Source organism: Streptomyces sp. NPDC088707, assembly GCF_044752725.1.
In the GTDB taxonomy this organism is placed as follows: Bacteria; Actinomycetota; Actinomycetes; order Streptomycetales; family Streptomycetaceae; genus Streptomyces.
The window spans coordinates 1-25,733 of the sequence record NZ_JBIVLV010000017.1 but is presented as its reverse complement, the minus strand read 5'-3'; the positions used below and the strand labels follow the sequence as shown (position 1 = coordinate 25,733).

Below are 25,733 nucleotides of genomic sequence, written 5' to 3'. Positions count from 1 at the left end.
CGCGAACCGGGCGGGTCGTGGCGGCGGCCCCCGACTCGGGCGAACGCACCCTGGGCGTCGCGGGCGCCTCCGACGGCCGCACCGTGGCGTCCGTCACCGGTGACAGGCGGCTCCTGCTCTGGGACATGGGCCTGACGCGGAGCATCGCTTCCGGCAGGTCTGCTGAGAACGGAGGGTCCGGGCGGTCCCCGTCGTCAGGCGTTCTTCTCCATGCCCGGGCGGAGCCGGGCCAGCAGGTCGTGGAGGGTCGTGCTCTCGGCCGCGTCGAGGGTGTCGAGGGCGCCGCTGGTGGCCTGCATCTCCTCACGGACGCGGCGGATGACGTCCCGGCCCTCGTCGGTCGCCACGACGTTCTTGACGCGGCGGTCGGAGGGGTCGGGCTCGCGGCGGACCAGGGAGCGGGCCTCCAGGCGGTCGATGATGCCGGTGACGTTGGACGCGTCGCACACGAGCAGGGTGGCGAGGGCGCGCATCGGCAGGGGGCCGTTGAGCTGGGCGAGGACCTTCGCCTGGGTGGAGGTCAGACCGTGGTGGGCCGCGGCGGCCGCGAAGTCGCGCCACTGGGCCGTGCCGATGGCGGCGAGGAGCTCCATGAGCTGGAGCTTGGTGGGGGTCTCGGTCGTCGCGCTCATGGGTCGAGCGTACTCAGAACACTTGACATTATCAATTGTTTACTTGACCACCTCAAGTACCGCGGTCTACCGTCGGGCAAGTACTTGATGACATCAAACATCGATGATCTGAAGCTCCCCGTGTCACCGGAAAAGGCCCTCCCTGCCATGAGTCATGCCCCCGCACCGCCCGCCGCCGATGCCCGGCGCGAGACGGTCATCGTCTTCGCCCTGAGTCTCGCCGCCATGGTCGTCTCGATGATGCAGACCCTGCCGGTCCCGATCCTCGGCCTCATCCGCACCGACCTCGGCACCTCCACGGCCAACGTGAGCTGGGTGACCACCGCCACGCTGCTCTCCGCGGCCGTCTTCACCCCGCTGCTCGGCCGCTTCGGCGACCAGCACGGCAAGAAGCCCACCCTCGTCGCCGTCCTCGGCGTCATGGTCGTCGGCTCCGTCGTCGCGGCCCTCGCGACCTCGCTGCCCCTGCTGATCCTCGGCCGCGTCCTCCAGGGCGCCGCCACCGCGATCTTCCCGCTCGCCCTCTCCGTCCTCCGCGAGGAGGTCAGGCCGCAGCGGCTGCCCGGTGCCATGTCCCTGGTCAGTGGCACCCTCGCCTTCGGCAGCGGCCTCGCGCTCGTCGCCACCGGCCTGCTCACCTCCGGCTCCGACGCCGACTACCGCAGCGCCTTCTGGATGGCGACCGGCTTCGCCGCGATCGCCCTGCTCGCGGTCGTGTTCCTCGTCCCCGCGACCCGCCACAAGACCGGCGGCCGGACCGACTTCCTCGGCGCGCTGACCCTCGGCATCACGCTGCTGCTGCTCCTGCTGCCCATCTCGCAGGGCCACGAGTGGGGCTGGGCCTCGGCCCGGACGCTCGGCAGCTTCGCCGGCGCCGCGGTCATGGCGGTCGTCTGGGTCCTCGTGGAGCGGAAGGTCCGCGAACCGCTCGTCGACATGAAGATGTTCGTCCACCGCCCGGTCCTCATGGCCAACCTGGCCGGCATCCTCGTCGGCTTCGGCATGTTCGCGAACTTCCTGGGCGTCTCCTACCTCGTCCAGATGCCCGGGGCCCTCACCGGCTACGGCTTCGACGCGTCCATCCTGCGGGCCTCCGTGGAGTTCCTGCTGCCGGGCGCGATCGTCTCGCTGCTCGCCTCCCCGATCGGCGGCCAGCTGGTCCGCCACCGCGGACCGCGCACGGCCCTCGCCCTGGCCGCGGGCCTCGGCGCCGTCGGCTTCGCCTGGCTCGCCCTCGGGCACGGCCAGACGGCCTCGGTGATCGGGGCCGGGATCGTCGTCGGCGCGGCCGTCAGCTTCGGTTACGCGGCCATGCCGGCCGTCATCATGTCGAGCGTCCCGCACCACCAGAGCGGCATCGCCAACGGCATCAACTCCATCTCCCGCTCCACGGGCAGTGCGATCGGCAGCGCGGTCGTCACCACGATCCTCGCCTCGCAGACCATCGAGCACCTCCCGGCCGGCGTCCCGCCGCTGCCGGCGGAGTCCGGCTTCACCCTCACCTTCTGGATCGGCGCCACGGCGTTCGCCCTGGTCGCGGTGATCGCGGGGCTCGGTCTGCGGGGGCGTGCGGCGCGCCCGACCGCGGGAACGCCGTCGGCCGCCACCGCCCCTGCTCCCGAGAAGGCGTCGGTGCCCTAGTCGGGTCCGCTTCGCCGGAGCGGCGCTCGGAGTCCGATCGGCACCCGGGGTGTCGGTCTCCTCACCGAGCGTCGCTCCGGCGAATCTTCACATCGTGCAAGAGGAGGGGACCCCTCCCCTTGTGCCGCTCCTCGGCGTGACGGCCGTACTCCCGTCATTCGAGGGGGATATGCCCCCTTGTGTTCCTCCGGGGCGACGGAGCGCCGATTTCGTTACTCGATCCTGCGGAGAACCTGTGGTGATCTCCTGGCGATCTGTCAAATAGATCGAAACGCCCTTCGATTCGGTGATGAATTCGTGTGCCGCAGCGCGTCAACCCGGTTGGCCGGGCCACCCGTTCGCGTGCTTACATCTGCACATCGCGGCCGCCGTCGGAACGGTGCTTGATTCCGGCCGGGGTAAAAACATTCACACGAATTGAAGGGTGCGCACACATGCGTAACGACATCGAGACCCGTGAGATCGCCGACGCCGAGCTGGACGCCGTCTCCGGCGGCCTCGCCATCTCCGGTGGTCTCGCCGGCGCCGTGGTCGGCGACGTCAGCACCGTCCTCGGCACCGTGACCTCGCTCCAGACCGTCCAGGGCGTGCAGGCCCTGCCGGGCGTCGTCACGGGCCTCGCCGGTGTCAACGTCGGTGTCGCCGGTCTCTGAGCGGCACATCCGTGAACCCCGGAACGCATTCCCGTTCCGGGGTTCACGGCTGCCCTTCCCGCCCATGCGATGAGGGCTTCAGCCGGTCAATTCGGCGGCCCGTGAAGAATGCAGTCGAAGGAAGAGTCCGTGCAGTTCCGTCAGAAGGCGCTTTCCAAGCTGCAATCGCCCGAAGAACTCGACCTGCCGGTGAGGTTCGCGCGCCCGCAGGGCCGGCTCGTGCTCGCGGTCACCGTCGCCGTGATGGCCGCCGCGACCTTCTGGGCATTCACCGGATCCGTGTCCTCCAAGCTGAACGCACCCGGAATCCTCACCCGGGCCGAGGGCAGTTACCTCCTGCAGAGCCCGTTCGCCGGACAGGTCACCGCCGTCCACGCCAGGGAGGGCCAGCTGGTGTCCCCGGACGCGCGCCTGCTCACCGTCCGGACGCCGCAGGGCGACCGGGACGTCCGCGCGGTCGACGGAGGACGGGTCACGACCCTCCTCGCCAAGACCGGTCTCGTCGTCACCACCGGCGCCGACGTGGCGACCGTGGAACGCGTGAAGAACCCGGACGACCCGCTGGTGGCCATGCTCTACGTGCCCGGCGGCAGCGGCGCGGCGATCCCCGTCGGCGCCCAGGTCGACCTCGGCGTCCAGTCCGCGCCCCAGCAGCGGTTCGGCGTGCTCCGCGGCCGGGTCAAGGCGGTCGGCCGCGCCCCCCAGACACCGGCGCAGATCAGCGGCTTCCTCGGCGACAGCAGGCTCGCCGCGCAGTTCGCCCGGCACGGCAACCCCGTCGCGGTCCTCGTCCAGCTGGAGCGCTCGGCCGCGACCCCGTCCGGCTACCGGTGGTCCTCGACCGACGGACCCCCGTACCCCGTCGACTCCACGACGCCCGTCACCGGAACCGTCCACCTCGCCGCACAGCGCCCCGTCGACTGGCTGCTCCCGTGACCGCGTCGCCCGACACGGCCCCCCAGTTCGATTGGCTGCTCCTGTGACCGCGTCGTCCGACACGACCCCCCAGTTCGATTGGCTGCTCCCGTGACCGCGTCGTCCGACACGACCCAGACCCCGCAGCTGCCGCCCGCCGGGCACCGGCGGCACCGCCCCGCTCCGCAGAGCGCCGGACGCCGTCGCCGCCCGGAGCCGGCCGGCCGAAGCCCCCGGCGTCGCAGACCCGTCCCGAAGGGCCGTACGCCCCGCTCCGTCCGCACCCCCACCGTGCTGCAGATGGAGGCGGTGGAGTGCGGCGCCGCCGCGCTCGCCATGGTGCTCGGCCACTACGGCCGGTTCGTCGCCCTGGAGGAGCTCCGCATCGCCTGCGGCGTCTCCCGCGACGGATCCCGCGCCAGCAACCTCCTCAAGGCGGCCCGCAGTTACGGCCTCAAGGCCAAGGGCATGCAGATGGACCTGGCCGCGCTCGCCGGAGTGGGGCCGCCGGCCATCCTCTTCTGGGAGTTCAACCACTACGTCGTCTACGAGGGCATCGGCCGCCGCCTCGGCCGCCGAGGCGTCCACATCAACGACCCGGCCAAGGGCCGGCGCTTCGTGCCCATGGACGAGTTCGACACCAGCTTCACCGGCGTCGTGCTCACCTTCGAGCCCGGCGAGGGCTTCCGCCGCACCGGCCGGAAGCCCGGTGTCCTGAGCGCGATGCCCGCCCGCCTGCGCGGCACCTCGGGCACCCTGCTCGCCGCCGTGCTCGCCAGCCTCCTCCTCGTCGTGGTCGGCGCGGCGATACCCGCGCTGAGCCGCACGTACATCGACATGTTCCTGATCGGCGAGCAGACCTCGCTGCTCGGCGTGCTCTTCGCGTCGATGGCGGCGGCCCTGCTGCTCACGGCGGTCCTCACCCTCCTCCAGCAGTCGAACCTGCTGCGCGGCCGCATCATCTCCTCCACGCTCGGCAGCGCCCGCTTCCTGCGGCATCTGCTCCGCCTTCCCGTCGCCTTCTTCTCCCAGCGCAACCCGGCCGACCTGGTCCAGCGCCTGCAGTCCAACGACGCGGTCGCCGAGACACTGGCACGGGACCTCGCCGCCGCCGGCGTCGACGCCGTGGTGGTGGTCCTCTACGCGGTGCTGCTCTGGACGTACGACCCGCAGCTGACGGTCGTCGGCATCGGCATCGCCCTGCTCAACGTCGTGGCCATGCGGATCGTGATCCACGTGAGGGCCACCGACACCCAGAAACTCCGCGCCGAGAGCGCCCGGCTGACCAACACCTCGTACAGCGGTCTGCAGCTCATCGAGACGATGAAGGCCACCGGCGGCGAGAACGGCTTCTTCCGCCGCTGGGCGGGCCAGCACGCCGTCACCCTCGACGTGCAGCAGCGGCTCGGTGTGCCCAGCATGTGGCTGGCGATCGTCGCCCCGACGCTCGCCGCGCTCAACAGCGCGCTGATCCTGCTGATCGGCGGTCTGCGCGCGGTGGAGGGGCACCTCTCGGTCGGCCTGCTCGTCGCCTTCCAGGCCCTCATCACCAGCTTCACGACACCGATCACCCGCCTCAACGGAGTGGCCGGCCGCATCCAGGACTTCGCGGCCGACGTCGCCCGGCTCAAGGACGTCGAGAACTTCCCCGTCGACCCGGTCTACTCACGGCGCGAGCCGCCCGCCGCCACCCGCCGCCTCAAGGGCCATGTGGTGCTCGACGGCATCACCTTCGGCTACAGCCCGCTGGACGCCCCGCTCCTGAAGGACTTCTCGCTCGCGGTCGGCCCCGGGCGGCAGGTCGCGCTCGTCGGCGGCTCCGGCAGCGGGAAGTCCACCGTCTCGCGGCTGATCTCCGGGCTCTACGCCCCCTGGGAGGGCACCATCCGCATCGACGGCATGCGGCTGGAGGACATCCCGCGCGGCGCGCTCGCCGCCTCCGTCTCCTTCGTCGACCAGGACGTCTTCCTCTTCGAGGGGACCGTCCGCGACAACGTCGCCCTCTGGGACCCCTCCATCCCCGACGAGGCCGTCGTGGCCGCCCTCGAGGACGCCGCCGTGTACGAGGTGATCGCGCGCCGCCCCGGCGGCATCCACAGCAGGGTGGAGCAGGACGGCCGCAACTTCTCCGGTGGGCAGCGCCAACGCCTGGAGATCGCACGGGCGTTGGTGCGCCGTCCCAGCGTCATGGTCCTCGACGAGGTGACCAGCGCCCTGGACGCGGCGACCGAGCGTCTCGTCATCGACAACCTGCGGCGCCGGGGCTGCGCCTGCGTGGTCATCGCCCACCGGCTGAGCACCGTCCGCGACAGCGACGAGATCGTCGTCCTGGAGCGGGGCACGGTCGTCGAGCGCGGGCGGCACGAGCAGCTCCTCGCGGCGCGGGGCGCGTACGCCGAACTGGTCAAGGAGCACTGAGGTGACCTCCCCCCACCCCGCACCCGTCGCCGTGGACCCGGTCGTGGCCGCCCTGGGCGGGCTCGGCACGCCCCTCGACTGCACGGGCCTGCGCAGCCTGTCCCTGGAGGGGCCGCTCGTGCTGTGGCTCGTCGTCGAGGGCGAGCTCGACCTGTTCGCGATCGACGCGGCACAGGAGGGCCACTGGCACTTCCTGGGCCGCCTCGCTCCGGGCACGCTGCTGCTCGGCCCGGCGGAGGGCCCCGGCCACACCCTGATCGGCCGCCCCCTGCAGGGCTGCCTGCTGCGCCGCATCGAACTGCGCGAGCTGCAGCCGTACGGACCGGGGGAGTACGGGCAGGGGGTGTACGGACCGGGGGATTACGGCCAGGGGGAGTACGGCGTCGCGGAGGTGCCGTTGAGCCCCCTGGAGAACGCCTTCGCGCTCGGTATCGGGCGCGGTCTGCGCGTCCTCTACCAGGCGCCGCTCGAGAGCCGCGCCACCGCCGGGCCGGGCGCGGCCGACGACGACGTCCTGTGGATGCAGATCACCCCGGGCAGCGTCCGGTACGGCGCCGTGTACGAGGGGTACGACGGGTACGACACCGCGGCCGCGCTCCTCGTCGACGGGGCGATGTGGCAGGGCATGGTCGACCAGCAGTACCGGCTCCTGTACGCCCTGGACCACTGGATCGAACAGGCCGAGCGCGCCCACGAGGACCGTACGGCGGCCGGCATCGAGGCCGGCGAGGCCGCCCGTAACCAGGCCGACCAGGCCCTGCTCGCCTCCATCGGCCGCCCCGGTGGCCGGTCGCGCTGGGCGTCCGGTCGCGGCGGGGGCGACGACGCGGCCTTCGCCGTGTGCCGGCTGGTCGCCCGCGAGGCCGGCATCACCCTGTCGGAGCCGGTCGGGACCGGCGCCGACGCCGGACGGATCGACCCCGTCGAACGCATCGCGGTCGCCTCACGGATCCGCACCCGGACCGTCAGCCTCCACGGCCGTTGGTGGCGCGAGAACAGCGGACCCCTGGTGGGACGGCGTGAGGAGGACGGCGCACCGGTCGCCCTGCTGTGGCGGCGCGGCGGGTACGAGGCCGTCGACCCCGCCACCGGCACCCGGGAGCGCGTGGACGCCGCCGACGAGGGCGCCTTCGAACCCGCCGCCGTCATGTTCTACCGCCCGCTGCCCGACGGGAGGCCGGGCCTGCTGCGGCTGCTCCGCTTCAGTCTGCGGGGGACCGGCGGCGACCTGCGCAGCCTCCTCGTGGGCGGCCTGGTCACGGTCGGCCTCGGCGCGCTCGTCCCCATCGCCACCGGCAGGATCCTCGGCGAGTACGTACCGCGCGCCGAGGACAGCCTCATCGTGCAGACGGCGCTCGCGCTCGTCGCGGCCGGTGTCGTCTCGGCCGCCTTCATGCTGCTGCAGAACATCGCGATCCTGCGGGTGGAGGGCCGCATCGAGGCCACCCTGCAACCGGCCGTCTGGGACCGGCTGCTGAGGCTGCCGGTGACGTTCTTCGCCGGCAGCTCCACCGGCGAGCTGGCGAGCGCGGCCATGGGCGTCAGCGCCATCCGCAGCGTGCTCTCCGGCATCGGGTCGGTCTGTCTGCAGGCGAGCACCGTCGGCACGATGAACCTCGTCCTGCTGCTCTTCTACAGCGTTCCGCTGGCCCTGGTCGCGCTCGCCCTGCTGTGCGTCATCGCGGCCCTCTTCCTGGGGCTCGGGCTGTGGCAACTGCGGTACCAGCGGCGGCTGCTCACGCTCGGCAACAGGCTCAACAACCAGGCGTTCCAGACCCTGCGCGGGCTGCCCAAGCTGCGCGTGGCGGCCGCCGAGAGCTTCGCCTACGCCGCCTGGGCGCGGGAGTTCGCCCGCACCCGGGAGCTCCAGCAGCGGATCGGCCGGATCAAGAACGTCATCACCGTCCTCAACGCGGTCTGCCCGCCGCTGTGCATGCTGGTGATGTTCATGCTGCTCGCGGGACCGGCCAGGGGCAGTATGTCCGCCGCCGAGTTCCTGACCTTCAGCACGGCCGTGACGATCCTGCTGTCCTCGGTCACCCAGCTCACCGGCGCGCTCATCTCGGCCGCCGCCGTGCAGCCGATGTTCGAGCAGATCGGCCCGGTCTTCCGGGAGACCCCCGAGGTGCGCGGCTCCAGCACCCGGCCCGGGGTGCTGAGCGGTGCGGTCGAGGCGAAGAACCTGTCCTACCGGTACACCGAGGACGGTCCGCTCGTCCTGGACGACGTGTCGGTCCGGATGCGGCCCGGGGAGTTCGTGGCGATCGTCGGGGCCAGCGGCTGCGGCAAGTCGACCCTGCTCCGCCTGCTCATCGGCTTCGACAAGCCGACCGCGGGGAGTGTGCTGTACGACGGCCAGGACCTGGCGGCGCTCGACCGGGCGGCGGTGCGCCGGCAGTGCGGTGTCGTCCTGCAGAACGCGCAGCCGTTCTCCGGCTCGATCCTCGACTGCATCCGCGGCGCGGAGCCGTACGCCCCGGAAGAGGCCTGGGAGGCGGCCGCCCTGGCCGGTCTGGCCGAGGACATCAAGGCCATGCCCATGGGCATGCACACCATGCTGTCCGACGGCGGCGGCACGGTCTCCGGCGGTCAGCGCCAGCGGCTGATGATCGCCCAGGCCCTGATCCGCAAGCCGCGCGTCCTCTTCCTGGACGAGGCCACCAGTGCCCTGGACAACGAGGCCCAGCGCGTCGTCATCGAGTCCACCCGCACGCTGCGCGCCACGCGCGTCGTGATCGCCCACCGGCTGTCCACGATCATGGACGCCGACCGGGTGATCGTCATGGCGGACGGCCGGGTCGCCCAGCAGGGACCGCCGGCCGAACTCCTCGCCGACACGAGCGGTCCGTTCCACGCGCTCGTACGCCGCCAGCTCGGCTGACGGGCGCCCCGCGCGGATACCTGGAGAGGGCACATTTCGGAATCCGAGCCTCCCGGACGGAAAAGCCGGAATGCCTCGACGGAAGGGCTTTCGATCAGGGAAGCTGTCCCCAACAGGCCTTCATATAGGCGCAGTTGGGCAACTACTGTTACATTCCGGGGGAGAAGATGACAAGACTCACGAACCGATGGCTCGCGCGCGCCGCAGCGGTGGCGGCCGCGGCGTTACTCGTCACCGGCGGAACGGCCGGCGTCACGTTCGCCACCGAGACGGACCGCGCGGGCATCGTCGCCGACGCCTGGCTGCCCACGGTCGACATCGCCTCGAACTTCAGCGTGGTCGCGACCACGCATCCGGACACCGTGGGCTGTAACGGCTACAACGTGGTGGGGACGGGGACCGCCACCGGCAAGCCGGTCGGCAGCGCCACCTGGTCCCAGACCGAGGTGGTGTGTCTCGCGACCATACCCGGCAAGTACGACATCAAGGGGACGCTGACGCTCACCGAGGCCGACGGCGACAAGCTCAACTTCAGCTACGCGCTCACCGCGCCGGTGTCGACGGCCACCCTGGTCTACCCGACCGGCACGTTCAAGATCACCGGCGGTACCGGCAACTACGCGATGGTGGCCGGCAGCGGAAAGATGAACGCCCGGGTCAACCTCCTCGACCACGACCACGTCAGCGCCACGCTGGTGGGGGACATCCAGTATCTGGGCTGACCCGACGCACCGGCCCCGCGCCGGGCGGGCGTGGGTGACGGCGCGCTGCCGTCACCCGCTCTCGGCGTCGCCCGCCGCGTCCTCGGGGCCACCGCCCTCAGGTCCGCCACCGCCCTCGGGGTCGCCCACTTTCAGATCCGCCACCACCTTCAGAGCCGTCACCCAGCGTCGGAGCCGGCTCCGCCCCAGGGGCCGGCTCCGGCCTTCTGACGGCGCGACCTCCAAGGAGCCGCACCATGAAGAGCACGATGCAGGACCGCGAGCTGCTCGTCCGCGACCTCCTCGCACACGGGCAACGCGTCTACGCGGACAGCCGGGTGATCCGATGTGCCGACGCGCAGAACGAACGGTCCTTACAGACCTTCGCCGACATCGCCGCCCAGGCCGAGCAACTGGCCGCCGCACTTGCACGGTTGGGGGTGCGGATCGGTGAGCGCGTCGCCACGCTCGCCTGGAACACCCCCGAACACCTGGTCGCCTATCTCGCCGTACCGAGCATGGGCGCCGTACTGCACACGCTCAACCTCCGCCTCCACCCCGACCAGTTGGGCTACGTCGTCGAGCACGCCGAGGACTCCGTCCTCCTGGTCAACTCGACCCTCCAGGGCATGCTCACCCCCCTGCGGGACCGGCTCGGCAGCGTACGCCACGTGGTCGTCGTCGGCGGCGCGCCGGAGGTCGAGCTCCCCGGACACATCGCCGTGCACCGCTGGGACGAGCTCCTCGCGGCCGAGCGCCCCGGCTACGCCTGGCCCGACCTGGACGAGCGGGAGGCCGCCGCGCTCTGCTACACCACCGGCACCACCGGGGACCCCAAGGGTGTGGCCTACAGCCACCGCTCGATCTCCCTGCACACCCTCGGCGTCTCGGGCGGATCCGGCTTCGCGATGCACGACGGCGACCGCGTCCTGCCGATCGTGCCGATGTTCCACGCCAACGCCTGGGGCTGGCCGTACTCCGCCTGGCTGGCGGGCTCCGACCTGATCATGAACGGCCGGCAGCTGCACACCCCGGACCTGGTCCGCATCATCAACGAGGAGCGGCCCACCGCGGTGGCCGCGATCTGCACGATCTGGAACAGCCTGGTCCACCACGGCGAACAGCACCCGCTGGACCTGAGCAGCGTACGGCTCGCGGGCTGCGGCGGCGCGACCCCGCCGCGCGCCCTGCTGCAGCAGCTCAAGGACCGCTACGGGGTCCGTCTCACACAGGGCTGGGGACTCACCGAGACAAGCCCCCTCGCCACCTTCGCGGTTCCCCCGTACGGCACGCCCGACGAGGAGGAGGTCGGCTGGCTGGCCAAGAGCGGCCGGGTGATGCCCTACGTCGACGTACGGCTGATCGCCGAGGACGGCACCGAACAGCCCTGGGACGGAGCCTCGGTGGGCGAACTGGAGCTGCGTGGGCCCTGGGTCACCGGCTCGTACTACAACACCCCCGACTCCCCGGAGAAGTTCCACGACGGCTGGCTGCGGACCGGCGACCTGGGCGTGATCGAGCCGGGCGGCTGGGTGGTGGTCAGCGACCGCCTCAAGGACGGCATCAAGAGCGGCGGAGAGTGGATCTCCACCATCGAGCTGGAGAACGCGATCATCGAGCACCCCGCGGTCCTGGAGGCCATCGTGGTCGGTGTGCCCGACCCGCGCTGGGAGGAACGCCCGCTGGCCTGCGTGTCGTTGGTGGCGGGCGCCGAGGTGGGCGGGGACGAGCTGCGGGAGTTCCTTGCCGGGCGGGTGGCACGCTGGTGGGTGCCGGAGCGGTGGTCGTTCGTGGACGCGGTGCCGAAGACCAGCGTCGGCAAGTACGACAAGCGGGCCGTGCGGACCCTGTACGCGGAAGGGGCGCTGGACGTCTGGCTCCCGGGTCCGAGTGACTCCGACGCACAGACGCCCACGGGATCCGGGGCACCCGGGGAGTGAACGACGGGGCGCCGCCCCGGGGAGTTAACGACTGGGCGGCGCCCCGGGCGTGAGCGGTGGAGCGGCGGCCCCCGGCGTGAGCGGTGGAGCGGCGCCCCGGGCGTCCTGGAGCACCAGGACGCCCGGGGCGCCGCTCACGGCCTCAGGCCGCCAGCCGGTCCGCCGTCTCCGCCAGCAGCTCCCGCTGCCGGTCGGCGTCGAGACCCAGCTCCCGTACCAGCCGGAGCGTCAGCACGAGCCGGGCCTGGATCGTCGTCTCGGGGTCCGGGTGCTCACCGCCGGGCACCGAGCCCTCGTCGAGTCCGGCCGCGACCAGGCCTTCGAGGAACGCGGGGTCGAAGTCCTCCGCGCCCGCGTCCAGCGATCCGAGGACCTCCGCGACGTACTCGCTGATCTCCCGCGGCGTCGCGCCCCGGGGGAAGCGCCGACGGGCGGCGATGCCGAAGGCGACACCGACCGCCTGGCCGTACCGCGGTCCGGTGGGGTCGAGAGCGGCCGACTTCTGGGCGAACCCGATGAAGTCGAACGCCAACAGCGCTCCCAGCACGTCGAGTTCGGTGGACGTGGCACTGGTCATGACGCCTTGCCTCCTGTCGTGGGCGGAGTGGTCGTGGTGGCCTCGCCCCGGGCGGTGGCGACGAGCGCCGTCGCGACGTGCTCGGCGTCGCGGCCGACGAAGCCGATCAGCGCCGAGCCGCGGGTACGCATCCGGTACAGCCCCAGGTAGTAGCTGCCGGGCACGGCTCCCGTGCCCTCGGTGTGCCGCGGCTGCCCGTCGGCGTCGAGCATCTCCGGGTCGAGCCAGTTCCAGTCGGTGCGGAAGCCCGTCGCCCAGATCACCGTGGACGGCTTGACGCGCTCGCCGTCCGCGGCCAGCAGCTCGGCGCCTTCGGCCGCCGTGATCCGGCCCACGGTCCGGATCACGCCCGCCGCGACGAGCTCGGGCACCCGGTCGCCGACGACCGGGTCGGGCGCCTGCATGCTCACGGGCAGGCGCATCACCCCGAGGACGCTCATCCACCAGAACATGTCCCGGCCGACGACCGTCTGCGGCAGGGGCGGTGACACGGCCTCGCTGCAGCTCAGCACCACGTCGTGGGTCGCGGCCAGCTCGGCGGCGATCTGCCGGCCGGAGTTGCCGTCGCCGACGACCACCACGGTCCCCGGCGCCACCTGCGCGGGACTCCGGTACTCGGTGGTGTGCAGGGTGGGCACGTCCGGACTCAGAGCGGCGGCGAACTCCGGAAGGCGGGGTATGCCGAACGCCCCCGTCGCGATCACGACCTGCCCGGCCCGGCACTCGCCGTGCGTCGTCCTCAGCAGGTAGCCGTCGCCGTCCCTGCGTACCGACAGCACCCGGTGGTCCGGCAGCACCGGCAGGTCGAACCGCTCGGCGTACTCCCGCAGATACGCCACCACCTCGTCCTTGCCGGGGTAGTGCCTGCCGTCGCCGGGAAAGGGCAGGCCCGGCAGCCCGGAGAACTGCGCGGACGTGAACAGCGTCAGCGAGTCCCAGCGCCGCTCCCACGTCTCGCCGACCTCGCCGCCCGCGTCGAGCAGCACGCACTCCACGCCGGCCTGCCGGAGGTGGTACCCGACGGCGAGCCCGGACTGGCCCGCTCCGACGACGGCGACCGGCACGGTGGCCGGCAGCGTGCTCGTCCGCTCACCGGCCTGCCGCCGTACCGGGTCGGCCTGATCAATTCCCATACCGATCGTCCTCACTTCTTGGACCTGGACCCCGGGAACCCGAGGGGCCGGTCCGGGATGGATCGGCCGGGCCGCCGGAGGGGCGGCCCGGCCGGGTCGGTTCAGTTGGCGTCGAGAGCCCGGCGCAGCTCGTCCGCCAGGACCCTCAGCCGCTCGCCGCGCATCACCGTGTAGTGGTCGCCGGGTACGTCGACGAGGGCGGCGTCGCCGGGGAAGTACTCCATCCAACGGGACGCCGTGTCGACGGACGCGCCGCCGTCCGCCGCCCGCAGCGACAGCACGCGGCCGGCGAAGGCGCTGGGCGCGTACCGCAGCAGGGCACGGTAGTTGCTCTGGAAGCGGCCGACGATGGAACTCAGCGTGTCGAGGTCGATGTCCTCGGACAACACCCCCGCCGCACGCGCCTCGGCGTGCAGCACCTCCACCGGCGGACGGCCGTCGAACGCCTCGGCCGGCAGGTCCCACTCCACCCCGGCGAGGCCCGCCAGATCCCGGGCGAACCAGGACAGCAGCACCTCGTCGGAGACCGGCGCGCCCTCGGCCGGACCGGGCCGCTCCATCAGGTCGACCACGGCCAGCAGCTCGACCTCGGCCCCCGCCGCGGTGAGCTGGGCCGCCATCTCCAGGGCGATCACACCGCCCATCGACCAGCCGCCGACCCGGTACGGGCCCTCGGGCAGCGCCTCGCGGAGCGCCGAGACGTAGTGCGCGGCCATGTCCTCGACGCTCGGCAGTTCCGTGTCCGGCAACTGCAGCGCGTAGAACGGCTGGTCGTGGCCGAGGAGTTCGGCGAGTTCCGCGTAGCAGAGCACGTCACCGCCGACCGGGTGGACGAACACCAGCGGAGTCCGCCAGCCCGTGGTGCGGACCGGCACGAGCGCCCGGCGGCCGTCCTCGACGCTGCCGGCCTCCCGTACCGCCTGGGCCAGCAGCTCGATCGTCGGCCGGGCGAAGAGGCTGGACAGCGGCAGGCTGCGACCCAGACCGCGGGCGATCCTGGCCATCAGCCGCACCGCGAGCAGCGAGTCCCCGCCGAGGTCGAAGAAGCTCGCGGTCACCCCGATCTCGGTGACACCGAAGAACTCCGCCCAGATCTCCGCGAGTCGGCGTTCCACCTCGTCACGGGGGGCGACGAAACCGGCGCCTTCCACGGCCACCTCGTCGGGAGCGGGCAGCGCCGCCCGGTTGACCTTGCCGTTGTCGCTGAGCGGCAGCTCGTCCAGGACGAGGATGCGCTGCGGCACCAGGTGCTGCGGCACCACCTTCCGCAGCGACTCGGTGATCCGCTGCTCGGTGTCGTCGCGCCCGTCGTCGAGGACGACGTACGCGATCAGCCGCTTGGGCCCGTGCTGCTCGCCCGCCGCGACGACCGCGGCGGCCCGTACGCCCTCGCACTGGGTGAGAGCGGCCTCCACCTCGCCCAGTTCGATGCGGTAGCCCTGGATCTTGACCTGCGAGTCCTGGCGGCCGAGGAACTCGATGGTGCCGTCCGGCAGGAAGCGTCCCAGGTCGCCGGTGCGGTAGAGCCGCTCACCGGTGACCGGGTGACGCAGGAAGGCGGCGCTGGTCTTGGCCTCGTCGTTCAGGTACCCGCGGGCCAGACCGACCCCGGCGATGTAGAGGTCGCCGGGCACCCACACGGGGCACGGTCGCATCGCGCCGTCGAGCACGTGGAAGCGCTGGTTACGCATCGCCTTGCCGTAGGGGATGCTCACGCAGTCCTCGTTGACCTCCCCGATGGGGTGGAGGATCGACCAGATCGACGCCTCGGTGGCGCCGCCCATGCTCCACAGCTCGGCGTCCTCGAGGAGCAGCCGGATCCGGCCCGGCAGGGTCACCGGGATCCAGTCCCCGCTCATCATGACCAGCCGCAGCGGCAGCCCGGTGAGCCGGTTCGCGAGGGCGTGCTCGGTGAACATCTCCATCAGCGCGGGCACGCTGTTCCAGATCGTCACCCCGTGCTCGGTGACGAGCTCCGCCCAGCGGGCGGGCTCGCGGTGCGCCGACGGCTCGGGCAGCACCAGGGCGCCGCCCGCCGAAAGCAGTCCGAAGACGTCGTAGACCGACAGGTCGAAGTGCATCGCGGACAGGCCGAGGGCCCGGTCCGCCGCGGTGACGCGATACCGCTCGTTGACGTCGACGATGGTGTTCAGGGCCGCGCCGTGCTCGATCATCACGCCCTTGGGCAGCCCGGTGGAGCCCGACGTGAAGATCACATAGGCGAGGTCGGTGGGCGTGGCACCAGACGGCCCGAGGGGTTCGAGCTCGTCGCCCGGCTTCCGGCCCGCGCCGTCGCCCTGCCCGCCGGCCCCTTCGTCGGCCCGCACCACGGTCCTGGCCACGTCCTGCGGCCAGTCGGCTGCCCCGTCCACCCACGGCTGGGTGACCACCCGGCTGATCCCGGCGCTGTCGAGCAGCACACGCAGCCGCTCGGCGGGCACCCGGGCGTCGATCGGCACGTACGCCGCACCCGCCCGCAGGATGCCGAGGGCCGCGACGACCTGCTCCCAGCCCTTGTCCATGACGATGCCGACCAGGTCGCCGGGGCCGGCCCCCAGCGTGCGCAGCCGGTGACCCACCTGGTGGGACCTGCGTTCGAGATCCGCGTACGTCAGGGTCAGCGACCCCGTGATGACCGCGGGCGCGTCGGGCGTCTCCGCCGCCCGGGCGAGCACGGCGTCGTGCAGCAGCCCGTCGGGCACCGGCCCGTCGGTGGCGTTGGCCTCGGCCCGTACGTCCAGGTCGGCGACGGGTGCGAGGGCGGGCCTGGGCCGCTGCCAGGCCGCCGCGTCACGGGACAGATCCCGCAGCGTCCGCTGGTAGGCGGCGAACATCGCGTCGACGCAGCCCGCCGGGAACAGCTCCTCGATCACGTCCCAGTTCAGGAGGAGCTCACCGGCCTCCTCGACCGCCTGGTGGTCCAGCCACACCTGCGGGGTGCGGACCGAGCTGCTCACCTGGCGGCCGTTCTCACCGATCCCGGCGAGGTACCGCACGACGCCGCCGTGCTCGCCGTCCTGCTGACCGGCCATGTTCACCAGGCTGGTGAAGACGACCGGCGCGGCGGCCCGTACCGAGGCGCCGCGCGCCCGGTTCAGCTCCCGGAGCACCTGCACACCGCTGACCTGGCTGTGCTCCATGTCGCTCCACAGCCGGCTCTGGACCGCGGAGGCGCGAGTGGCGAACGAGTCGGTCGCCACGTCGCGGATCTCCAGCAACAGGGTCGTGGAGAACTGACCGATGACGTCGCCGACCTGCGGGTGCAGCGGCAGCCGGTTGAAGTAGAGCAGGTTCAGGGAGAAGTCGGGAGTGGCACTCCACTCCGCGATGACCTGCGCGTACGCGGTGCACAGGGCCGCCGACGGACTGACCCCGGCCGCCGCCGCGTGCTGCTTGAACCGGTCCCAGTCCTCCTTGGCCAGCGTCGCGCCATGGTGGTTGAACACCGGCCGGTCCAGGCTCGACGGGCTGACCGCCAGCGGCAGTTGCGGCGCGGGCGGCAGGGTGTCGAGCCGGTCACGCCAGTAGGCGAGCGCCCGGTCGTACTCGGGTCCGGCCTCCAGGGCGCGGGCCTCCCTGACGTAGTCCCGGTAGCGCAGCCGCAGTTCGGGCAGCGTCTCGCCGCGGTAGTGCGCCGCCCACTCCTTGAAGAGGATCGACGTGCTGAAACCGTCGATGATCAGGGCGTCGAAGCCGGCGTGCAGCCGGATCACCCGCTCGTCGACCCGGGTCACCCGCACGTCGAACAGCGGCCAGCGTGTGGTGTCGAAGACCTGGTGCCGCATCTCCTCGTGCACGGCGACCAGTTCGGCCTCGCGCTCGGCCGGGTCCAGGGCGGAGGCGTCGGTCTCCCGGATCACATACGCCGGGACGTCACGCTGGATGCGCTGCTCGCCCTCGGCGGTGAAGACCGCCCGCAGCATGTCGTGGCGCTCGATCATCGCCCGGAAGGACGCGCCGAGCCGGTCCAGGTCCACGTTCTCCAGGTCGATCTCGATCTGGAAGTACGTGGAGGTGTTGCCGAGTTCGAAGGCGTCGCCGCGGCCCACCAGGTACGCCTGCTGGAGGTCGGTCAGACCGAACGGCTCGTACTGCTCGGAGTCGTCCTCGGCCAGGACGGGCTCACCGTCGGGCCGCGGTACCTCCGCCTCCGCACCCTCGTGACTCTCCGTGCCGGAGCCGAGAGCGGCCAGGATGTCGTCGGCGATGTCCTCGGTGCCGCGGCCTTCGAGGAACGCCGCCATCGGCAGCAGGACGTCGAACTCCTTGTTCAGCGACGTCCGGATCTTCATCGCGATCAGCGAGTCCAGACCGAGTGCCTGCAGCGGCTGCCGGGCGTCGAGCCGGGCCGCCGTCGTCCCGAGGGCCCGTGCCACGGTCCGGATCACGAAGGCCCGCGCCGCATCGGGCTCCACGGCGGGTGCCGCATCGGGCTCCACGGCGGGTGACGCCTCGGCCGCTTCGGCCGGGGCCCTCGTGGTGACGACAGCCGGGGCCGTCGTGGTGACGACAGCCGGGGCCTCCACGCCCTGGAGCGCCCCGGGCTCCGCCACCGCCACCGCCACCGACCGGGTCAGGGCGGGGACGAACCGTACGCCGTCGGCCTCGGCTACCAGCCGGCCGTTCGCCGAGACGAGCCGGATACGTGCCCGGGCACCGCCTTCGAACAGTTCGGCGTGACATCGCAGGCCGTCCCGGGGGCCGCCCCGGTCGTAGTGGACGAAGCGTTCGACACCGGCGGGCACGAGAGCCGGTCCGTCCGCGGGGAAGCAGGCCAGCGCGGTCTGGAACATCGCGTCGACGAGCCCGGGATGGATCACGTACGCCTCGGACTCGCCGGGCAGCGCGGACCGGATCTCGGCGGTGGCCTCGTCGCGGCCGAGCCTGATCCGCTCCACCCAGCGGGCGGCGGAGCCCAGGTACAGGGCGCGCTGCCACAGCAGCCGGTACAGCTCGTCGCCGGTCAGCTCACGGCCCGACCCGCCCGCCGCGAGCGCCACCGTCGGTGCGGCGGCCGCACCCGATCGGGCCTGAGCCTGCGCGTGCAGCTGCCAGCCACCGGTCGCATCCTGCGCGTAGTAGCTGAAACGGTCGCCGTTCAGCACGAGTTGAGCCACAGGGAGGGGACCGGCCGGAGCGAGCGCCAGATCGACGGGCAGCTCCAGGTCCTGGACGGACACCGGTCCCGGTCCGGTGAGTTCGGTGACCGCCTCGATCAGCGACTCCACGAACACACCGGCGCTGACCACCGGTCGCCCACCGACCACGAAGTCGCCGAGGCAGGGGTGAGCCGACGGGTCGAGCGGCGGGGAGAACTGTGCCTGCGCGAGCGGTGACGACGGCAGTCGTGCACCCAGCAGGCTTGCCGACTCGACGGCGGGCACCACCGGAAGGGGCGCAGCGGGCGCAACCGAGAGGGCTTCCGGTGCGAGCCAGTAGTGCTGGCGTTGGAAGGGGTAGGTGGGGAGTTCCGTGGTGTGGGGTTGGTAGGGCTGGAGGAGTGTCGTCCAGTCGATGGTGGCGCCGTGGGTCCAGGCTTCGGCGGCGGAGTGGATGAAGCGTTCGAGGCTGCCGTTGTTGCGGTGGAGGGTGCCGATGGCGGCGCCGGTGTCGGCGAGGGTTTCGGTGATGCCGGTGGTGAGGACGGGGTGGGCGCTGACTTCGATGAAGACGACGTCGGGTGCGGCGAGTTGTTCCACTACTTCGGCGAGGCGGACTTTGCTGCGGAGGTTGCGGAACCAGTAAGCGCCGTCGAGCGCGCTGGTGTCGAGGAGCCCGCCCGTGACCGTGGAGTGGAAGGCGGTGTGTCCGGACTGTGGCCTGACGTCCCCCAGCTGGTCGGCAAGGGTGTGCTGTATGTCGTCGACGTGTGCGGAGTGGGAGGCGTAGTCGACGGGTATGCGGCGGGCCCAGATGCCGTTGGTTTCGCAGCGGGTGAGGAGTTCGTGGAGTGCTTCGGGTCGGCCGGCGACGACGGTGGAGGAGGGGCCGTTGACGGCGGCGACGGAGAGTTGTCCGTTCCAGGTGGTGAGGATGTCTTCGGCCTGGGTTTCGGGGATGCTGAGCCAGGCCATGCCGCCGCCTCCGGAGAGGGCGCGGAGGGCTTGCGAGCGCAGGGCGACGATGCGGGCGCCGTCTTCGATGGTGAGGCCGCCTGCGACGACGGCGGCGGCGATCTCGCCTTGTGAGTGGCCGATGACGGCGGTGGGGTTGATGCCGTGGGCGCGCCAGAGGGCGGCGAGGGCGAGCATCATGGCCCAGGAGGCGGGTTGGACGACGTCGACGCGGTCGAGGCCGGGGGCGTTGTCCTCGCCGCGTAGGACGGCGGTGAGGGACCAGTCGACGTAGGGTGCGAGGGCTGTCTCGCAGTCGGTGATGGTCTGGGCGAAGACGGGGGAGGCGTCGAGGAGCTCGACGGCCATCCCGGCCCACTGCGACCCCTGCCCCGGGAACACGAACACGACAGGAGCACCGGAGGCGCGCCCGGGCTTCGCACCGGAGACGGCCGCGGTGACCGCGTCCACCTCGCGGGAGGCGAGTGCATCAAGGCCCGCGAGGAGTCCGTCGCGCCCCTCGGCGCCGGGCACCATGGCACGGGACTCGAAGGCGGACCGGTTCGCGGCCAGGGAGAACGCCACATCGGCCGGGTGGAGCTCGGGCCGTGCGCGTACGTACTCCGCGAGCCGGCCCGCGGCTTCGGCGAGCGCGTCGGCGGACCGCGCCGACACCATCCACGGCAGCCCGTCCCCGGGACGCCCGGTCTCGGTCGCGTCCTCGGCGACCAGCTCCGTCGCCGGAGCCTCGGCCAGGATGACGTGGGCGTTGGTGCCGCTGATGCCGAAGGACGACACCCCGGCCCGCCGGACCTTGCCTCCCGTCGCGGGCCACGGACGGGCCTCGGTGAGGACCTCGACGCCGCCGGACTCCCAGTCGACGAGTTCGGTGGGCTTGCCGACGTTGAGCGAGGCGGGCACCTCGCCGTGCTGGAGCGCCATGACCATCTTGATGACGCCGCCGACACCGGCGGCGGCCTGGGCGTGTCCGAGGTTGGACTTCAGCGAGCCCAGCATCAGGGGCTGCCCGCCGTCGCGTTCGCTGCCGTAGGTGGCGAGGAGCGCCTGTGCCTCGATGGGGTCGCCGAGGACGGTGCCGGTGCCGTGGGCTTCGACCGCGTCGACTCCGGAGAAGGAGACCCCTGCGTCGGCCACGGCGGCGCGGATGACGCGCTCCTGGGCGGGGCCACTGGGTGCGGTGAGTCCGTTGGACGCGCCGTCCTGGTTGACGGCCGTACCGGCGACGACGGCAAGGACCTCGTGGCCCAGCCGACGAGCATCCGACAGTCGCTCCACGACGAGGACACCCACGCCCTCGGCCCACGCCGTACCGTCCGCGTCCGCCGAGAACGACTTGATCCGGCCGTCCGCCGCTAGCCCGCGCTGGCGCGAGAACTCGATGAACGTGTTGGGGGTGGACATCACCGCCGCGCCGCCGGCGAGGGCGAGCGAGCATTCGCCGGACCGCAGGGCCCGTACGGCCAGGTGCAGGGCCACCAGGGACGACGAGCACGCCGTGTCCACCGTCAGCGCCTGACCCTGCAGACCGAGCGTGTAGGCCACCCGGCCGGTGGCGACGCTGCCGGCCGTGCCGGTCAGGAAGTGGCCCTCGGCCTCTTCCGGGAGCCGGCCGCCACCGCCGTAGTCGTGGTACATCACGCCGGCGAACACACCGGTGTCGCTGCCGTGCAGCGTTCCGGGTGCGATTCCCGCCCGCTCCAGGGCCTCCCACGACACTTCGAGGAGCAGCCGCTGCTGCGGGTCCATCGCCAGCGCCTCACGCGGTGAGATCCCGAAGAACGCGGGGTCGAACTCGCCGGCCTCGTGGAGGAACCCGCCGCGTCGCACGTACGACGTACCGGAGTGGTCCGGGTCCGGGTGGTAGAGCCCGTCGAGGTCCCAGCCCCGGTCGGTGGGGAAGTCCGAGATCACGTCACGCTGCTCGGCGACGACCTGCCACAGTGCCTCGGGGGAGTGCACCCCGCCCGGGAAGCGGCAGCCCATGCCGACGATCACGATCGGATCGTCGTCCGTACGCGGTGCGACGGCGGCGACGGGCTGCGGGGCGGCACTCTCGGCCCGCTCCCGTGCGAGCGCGAGCGTGAAGTCGACGACGGCCGCGGGCGTCGGGTGGTCGAAGACGAGGGTCGCCGGAAGACGCAGCCCGGTCGCGGAGTTGAGGCGGTTCCGCAGCTGTACGGCGAGCAGCGAGTCGACGCCGAAGCTCTTGAACGGCTGGTCCGGGTCGATCCCGTCCGCCGAGTCGCGGCCGATGACCGCGGCGAGCTGGGCGTTGACGAGGTCGACCAGCAGTCGGCGGCCCTCCTCGTCGGACAGCCGGCCGAGCCTGCGGCGCAGCCCGGAGTCGCCGGCGCGCCGCTGCGGGACCCGTACCAGTGAGCGCAGCACCGGGGACAGGGTCCCGTTGAACGCGTCGGAGCGCAGCGCGGCCGGGTCGAGCCTGGCCGGCACGAGCATCGCCGTGCCGTCGCCGAGCGCCCTGTCGAGGAGTTCGAGGCCCTGCTCGTTGGAGAGCGGGGCGATGCCGCGCGTCGACAGGGTGCTGTCGTCCAAGTGCCCTGTGAGACCGGTCTGTTCGGCCCAAAGGCCCCAGGCGAGCGAGGTCGCGGGGAGGCCGGAGGCCCGGCGCCGGGTGGCGAGTGCGTCGAGGAAGACGTTGCCGGCGGCGTAGTTGGCCTGGCCGGGGTTGCCGAGCACGCCCGCGACGGAGGAGAAGAGGACGAACGCCGCGAGGTCCTGGTCGGCGGTGAGTTCGTCGAGGTGTGCGGCGGCGTCCACCTTGGGCCGCAGCACCGCGGCGAGCCGGTCCGGGGTCAGCGACTCGATGACGCCGTCGTCGAGGAGGCCCGCGGTGTGGACGACGGCGGTGAGCCGTACGCCCGTCAGGAGCTGTGCGAGCGCGTCGCGGTCGGCGGTGTCGCAGGCGGCGAGGGTGACCTCCGCTCCCAACCCGGCTAGTTCGGAAGCGAGTTCCTCGGCGCCCGGGGCGTCGGGCCCGCGGCGGCTCACGAGGAGCAGACGGCGGGCGCCGTGCTCGGTGACCAGGTGTCGTGCGACCGAGGCGCCGAGGACGCCGGTTCCGCCGGTGATGAGCACGGAGCCGTCCGGGTCGAGCGGGGCGGCCCCGGCCGGGTCGGCGACGGCGGTGTGCCGGACGAGCCGGGGGGCGAGGAGCGTGTCCGCCCGCAGGGCGAGCTGCGGCTCGGTGAGTACGGCCCCGGGAACGGTGTGGACGTCGTGCGTCGCGTCCGCATCCGTGTCCAGCAGCGAGAAGCGGTCGGGGTGTTCGGACTGAGCGGTCCTGACCAGGCCCCACACGGTAGCCTGGGCGGGGTTCGTGACGTCGGGGCCGGTGGCGCCGTCGGTCAGGACAAGGAGCCGTGAGCCGGCGAACCGGGGGTCGGCCAGCCAGTCCTGGACCAGGGCCAGTGCCCAACCCGCCGCGCGGTGCGCTTGATCGGCGAGGCCGCCCCCTGTGCTGTCGGAGCCCTGCGTCGAGCCCGGACATCGTACGGCGACGAGCTGCGGCACCGGGTCCGGCACCTCGGCCAGATCGGCGACCGGACACACGTCGACGTCGGTCGCGGCGGCCTGGACCGGCTGCCACTCCAGACGGAACAGCGCGTCGGTGCCCCGCGCCGCCGCCAGGTCGGCGCTGAACGGCCGCATGGTGACGGACTCCGCGGACAGTACGGGCTTGCCCGCGCCGTCGGAGACGCGCAGGCTCACCCCGTCCTCGCCCCTGGCGCTGAGCCACACCCGCAGGGCGTCCGCGCCCTCGGTGTAACGGGTGACGCCGGACCAGGAGAACGGCAGGACGGTACCGCCGTCCTCACGCAGCAGACCCACCGCGTGCAGAGCGGCGTCCAGCACGGCCGGGTGGACACCGAAGGAGGTGGCGTCGAGCTCTGCGGGCAGGCTCACCTCGGCGAAGACGTCACGGCCGCCGCGCCAGGCGGCGCGCAGGCCCTGGAAGGCGGGACCGTAGTCGTAGCCCGCTTCGGAGAGCGTGTCGTAGCGGGTCTCGACGTCGATCTCGTGGGCGCCCGGCGGCGGCCACTCGGCGAGGTCGAAGTCCACCGTCGCATCGTCGATGTCGAGCAGCGCCGCGGCGTGCCGCGTCCACGGAACACCCGCCTCGGCGTCCTGCGACCGCGAGTGCACGGCCAGCTCCCGCTGCCCGTTCGCGTTCGGCGGCTCGACGGTCACCCGGAGCTGCACGGCCTCGTCGGGCGGCAGCACCAGGGGTGCCTGGAGGGTGAGTTCGGAGAGCCTCCGCCAGCCCATGCGGGCGCCCACGGCCATCGACAGTTCGAGGAACGCGGTGCCGGGCAGCAGGACCGTGCCGTGCACGGCGTGATCGGCGAGCCACGGCTGGGTGTCGAGGCCGAGCCGCCCCGTGTACACCAGCCGGTCCTCCTCGACGAGCTCGACCACGGCGCCCAGCAGCGGGTGTCCTGCCGGGTTCAGGCCGAGTCCCCGGGCGTCCGTCGCGGCCGGCCCAGGCTCCAGCCAGTAGTGCTGGCGTTGGAAGGGGTAGGTGGGGAGTTCCGTGGTGTGGGGCTGGTAGGGCTGGAGGAGTGTCGTCCAGTCGATGGTGGCGCCGTGGGTCCAGGCTTCGGCGGCGGAGTGGATGAAGCGTTCGAGGCTGCCGTTGTTGCGGTGGAGGGTGCCGATGGCGGCGCCGGTGTCGGCGAGGGTTTCGGTGATGCCGGTGGTGAGGACGGGGTGGGCGCTGACTTCGATGAAGACGGTGTCGGGTGCGGCGAGTTGTTCCACTACTTCGGCAAGGCGGACTTTGCTGCGGAGGTTGCGGAACCAGTAGGCGCTGTCGAGCTGGCTGGTGTCGAGGATGCCGCCGGTGACGGTGGAGTGGAAGGCGACCTTGCCCGTTCGAGGGGCGACGTCTTTGAGTTCGCTGGCGAGGGTGTGCTGGATGTCGTCGACGTGTGCGGAGTGGGAGGCGTAGTCGACGGGTATGCGGCGGGCCCAGATGTCGTTGGTTTCGCAGTGGGTGAGGAGTTCGTGGAGTGCTTCGGGTCGGCCGGCGACGACGGTGGAGGAGGGGCCGTTGACGGCGGCGACGGAGAGTTGTCCGTTCCAGGTGGTGAGGATGTCTTCGGCCTGGGTTTCGGGGATGCTGAGCCAGGCCATGCCGCCGCCTCCGGAGAGGGCGCGGAGGGCTTGCGAGCGGAGGGCGACGATGCGGGCGCCGTCCTCGATGGTGAGGCCGCCTGCGACGACGGCGGCGGCGATCTCGCCTTGTGAGTGGCCGATGACGGCGGTGGGGTTGATGCCGTGGGCGCGCCAGAGGGCGGCGAGGGCGAGCATCATGGCCCAGGAGGCGGGTTGGACGACGTCGACGCGGTCGAGGCCGGGGGCGTTGTCCTCGCCGCGTAGGACGGCGGTGAGGGACCAGTCGACGTAGGGCGCGAGGGCTGTCTCGCAGTCGGTGATGGTCTGGGCGAAGACGGGGGAGGCGTCGAGGAGCTCGACGGCCATTCCGGCCCACTGCGACCCCTGCCCGGGAAACACGAACACGGCACGGGAGGAGGACACGCCGTTCTCGCCGTCGACCTCGCGGGCGGCGAGCGCGTCGAGACCTGCGAGGAGCCCGTCCCTGCCCTCGGCGCCGGAGACAACGGCCCGGGACTCGAAGGCGGACCGGTGGGCGGCCAGGGAGAACGCGACGTCGGCCGGGTGGAGCTCGGGCCGTGCGCGTACGTACGCGGCCAGTCGGCCCGCGGCTTCGGCGAGCGCGTCGGCGGACCGCGCCGACACCATCCACGGCAGCCCGTCCCCGGGACGCCCGGGCCCGGTCGCGTCCTCGGCCGCCGGCCCGGTTGTCGGGGCTTCGGCGAGGATGACGTGGGCGTTGGTGCCGCTGATGCCGAAGGAGGAGACACCGGCGCGCCGGGCGCGGTCCTCGGTGGCGGGCCATGGGCGCGGCTCGGTGAGGACCTGGACGCCGCCGGAGTCCCAGTCGACGAGTTCGCTGGGCTTGCTCACGTTGAGGGTGGCGGGCAGTTCGCCGTGCTGGAGGGCCATGACCATCTTGATGACGCCGCCGACGCCGGCGGCGGCCTGGGCGTGTCCGAGGTTGGACTTGAGGGACCCGAGCATGAGGGGTCGGTCGCCGTCGCGTTCGCTGCCGTAGGTGGCGAGGAG

At 72.3% G+C, this 25,733-nt stretch carries 11 protein-coding genes; 7 read left to right on the top strand and 4 right to left on the bottom strand.

Annotated features, from left to right (window positions below):
- Positions 1–194 precede the first annotated feature (194 nt).
- Entirely contained in the window at positions 195–632 is a 438-nt protein-coding gene (locus ACIP84_RS35755) for a MarR family winged helix-turn-helix transcriptional regulator (RefSeq protein WP_401803937.1), read from the bottom strand.
- A 147-nt stretch (positions 633–779) separates the two neighbouring features.
- On the opposite strand from ACIP84_RS35755, the gene ACIP84_RS35750 reads away from it, so the two are divergent.
- From ACIP84_RS35750 to ACIP84_RS35720, 7 genes are all read left to right on the top strand, one after another.
- The gene (locus tag ACIP84_RS35750; protein WP_401803934.1) at positions 780–2,273 is read left to right on the top strand and encodes an MFS transporter; all 1,494 of its coding nucleotides are present in this window, start codon (positions 780–782) and stop codon (positions 2,271–2,273) included.
- A 434-nt stretch (positions 2,274–2,707) separates the two neighbouring features.
- The gene (locus ACIP84_RS35745) at positions 2,708–2,926 is read left to right on the top strand and encodes a hypothetical protein (protein ID WP_055600716.1); all 219 of its coding nucleotides are present in this window, start codon (positions 2,708–2,710) and stop codon (positions 2,924–2,926) included.
- Positions 2,927–3,055: 129 nt separating this feature from the next.
- Positions 3,056–3,862, top strand: coding sequence for a hypothetical protein (locus ACIP84_RS35740; protein WP_401803930.1), 807 nt, complete (start codon positions 3,056–3,058; stop codon positions 3,860–3,862).
- A gap of 279 nt (positions 3,863–4,141) precedes the next feature.
- Positions 4,142–6,259 (top strand): NHLP family bacteriocin export ABC transporter peptidase/permease/ATPase subunit, encoded by a 2,118-nt coding sequence (locus ACIP84_RS35735; protein ID WP_401804148.1) that lies wholly within the window; start codon positions 4,142–4,144, stop codon positions 6,257–6,259.
- 1 nt (position 6,260) lies between these two features.
- Entirely contained in the window at positions 6,261–9,140 is a 2,880-nt protein-coding gene (locus tag ACIP84_RS35730) for an NHLP bacteriocin export ABC transporter permease/ATPase subunit (protein ID WP_401803928.1), read from the top strand.
- 167 nt (positions 9,141–9,307) lie between these two features.
- A complete protein-coding gene (locus ACIP84_RS35725; RefSeq protein ID WP_401803925.1) occupies positions 9,308–9,862 on the top strand; it encodes a hypothetical protein in 555 nt (184 codons plus the stop codon).
- A 236-nt stretch (positions 9,863–10,098) separates the two neighbouring features.
- Positions 10,099–11,781, top strand: coding sequence for a long-chain-fatty-acid--CoA ligase (locus ACIP84_RS35720; RefSeq protein WP_401803924.1), 1,683 nt, complete (start codon positions 10,099–10,101; stop codon positions 11,779–11,781).
- Positions 11,782–11,923: 142 nt separating this feature from the next.
- Here the strand turns inward: ACIP84_RS35720 and ACIP84_RS35715 are convergent, their stop codons facing one another.
- The 3 genes from ACIP84_RS35715 to ACIP84_RS35705 form a co-directional block, all read right to left on the bottom strand.
- Positions 11,924–12,358, bottom strand: a complete 435-nt coding sequence (locus ACIP84_RS35715) for a hypothetical protein (RefSeq protein ID WP_401803921.1) — start codon at positions 12,356–12,358, stop codon at positions 11,924–11,926.
- Complete coding sequence (locus tag ACIP84_RS35710; RefSeq protein WP_401803919.1) at positions 12,355–13,491, bottom strand: flavin-containing monooxygenase; 1,137 nt, start codon at positions 13,489–13,491, stop codon at positions 12,355–12,357. Before ACIP84_RS35710 ends, ACIP84_RS35715 begins: the two co-directional genes overlap by 4 nt.
- Before the next feature lie 101 nt (positions 13,492–13,592).
- A partial coding sequence (locus ACIP84_RS35705) for an amino acid adenylation domain-containing protein (RefSeq protein WP_401803917.1) occupies positions 13,593–25,733 on the bottom strand: 12,141 nt, incomplete at its 5' end.